This is a genomic window from Streptomyces sp. NPDC005070 (genome assembly GCF_053600395.1).
This window is the reverse complement of sequence record NZ_JBSFZS010000498.1, coordinates 1-1480: the sequence shown is the minus strand read 5'-3', so window position 1 is coordinate 1480 and position 1480 is coordinate 1. Positions and strand designations below refer to the sequence as shown.

At 67.8% G+C, this 1480-nt stretch carries 4 pseudogenes; 1 reads left to right on the top strand and 3 read right to left on the bottom strand.

From position 1 onward, the window contains the following. A pseudogene (locus ACWEBX_RS40580) lies at positions 1-70 on the bottom strand (acyl-CoA dehydrogenase family protein); the annotation flags it as partial. Here ACWEBX_RS40580 and ACWEBX_RS40575 point away from each other — a divergent pair. Then, positions 66-542: pseudogene (locus ACWEBX_RS40575) on the top strand (PP2C family protein-serine/threonine phosphatase); the annotation flags it as partial. The pseudogenes ACWEBX_RS40580 and ACWEBX_RS40575 sit on opposite strands and share 5 nt — an antisense overlap. A gap of 379 nt (positions 543-921) precedes the next feature. Here ACWEBX_RS40575 and ACWEBX_RS40570 read toward each other — a convergent pair. Then, positions 922-1266 (bottom strand): annotated as a pseudogene (locus ACWEBX_RS40570) (multicopper oxidase domain-containing protein); the annotation flags it as partial. Then, a pseudogene (locus ACWEBX_RS40565) lies at positions 1257-1480 on the bottom strand (P-type ATPase); the annotation flags it as partial. The pseudogenes ACWEBX_RS40565 and ACWEBX_RS40570, both read right to left, overlap by 10 nt.

The window sequence follows — 1480 nt, the reverse complement described above, 5'->3', positions numbered from 1 at the left end:
GGGCGATGCCGAGGGCGAGGTAGTCGCCGCCCATGCCGCCGTACTCCTCGGGGAACGGCAGCCCGAACATCGCCGACCAGGCCGCCCTCGCCGACCAGGCGGTCTACGCCCATTACCGGGGCGGCTGCTACCTGTCTTCCCTCATGTTCGACTTCGACCTGATCAGCGGTCAGGTCCAGGTCGTGGACGCCGGCTCCCCCCAGGTGTTGCGCCTGCGCAACGGCACGGTCGAGCGCGTCACCTTCAACGCCCAGCTGCCGCTGGGAATGTTCGAAGAGACGGACTACGAAGCCCAGAACTTCCACGTCGAGCCAGGTGACCGTCTCGTCTTCGTCAGCGACGGCGTCTACGAAGCCTTCTCGCCCGGCGGAGAGTCGTACGGGGATGCCGCACTGACCCGGGCCATCATGTCCACCCGGCTCCTGTCCCCCGCCAGCGTCCCCCGGGCCGTCCTGCGGGAACTGACGGGCCACCGGGGTCAAGCCGTGCCGACCGATGACGCCCTGGTGCTCTGCCTGGACTGGCGCGGACGGCCATCGTGACGCCGACGCCACCCGCCGGTCCCCGGACACGTTCCTGCCGCACTGCTGCAGGCCGTGCCCTCGTCCTGGATGAGCCGGCGCCCTGACCGGTGCACCAGGAGGTGGCTCCAGTTGTGGTGTCCGGGGCACATGGAGGGGGCGTCGGTCCACCAGTGCTGGTGGCTACTGGGATCTGTACGCCGCTGCTCTTGATGATCGGCGCAGACATCAGCGGACGGCCGACCGCTACAGCGGCGCGCGGTAGTGGTCGGCAGGACGTCGTCCAGAGCCAGGGTGCGGAGGGAGTGTCGTTCGGCATGAAGTGAATTGACTGAAAAGGTGCGTACCTCCCGAAGGTTGCTGGGGCTTGTACCGGCACACGGGAGGTGCGTGCAGGGGATCAGGCTTGGTAGGCGACCAGCGCCATCGTGCCTGCCTCGCCGTGGTGGGCGTTGTGGCAGTGCAGCATTTATTGCCCCGGGCTGTCGGCGTCGAAGAACACTGGCACCGTCTTCTTGGGCAGCACGATTGGGGTGTCCTTGCGCGGTCCGCCGCTGCCGAGCTGGTAGGTGTGGCCGTGCAGGTGCATCGGGTGCCACATGGCGGTGGTGTTGACGAAATCGAGCCGGACGCGCTGGCTCTGTTCCACGATGATCGGGTGCGCGGTCGGGTTGTTCATGTCGAACCGCTTGCCGTTGATGGCCCAGTTGCAGGTCATCATGCCGCCGGTCAGCTGCCGACGGTGACGGAGCCGGCCCCGGCCTTGTCGAGCACGACGGTGTCCAGCTTGTGCGCGGTCTCCAAGGCTTCGACGGAGCGGATCAGGATGCCGGCCTGGCTCCCTTGCCCGTGCCGACCATGACCGACAGTGGAGTGGCAAGGCCCAGCGCACGGGCAAGCGATGATCAGCACCGCGACCGCGGAGACCAGCGCCAGGGTCAGCGCAGGGGACGGTCCCA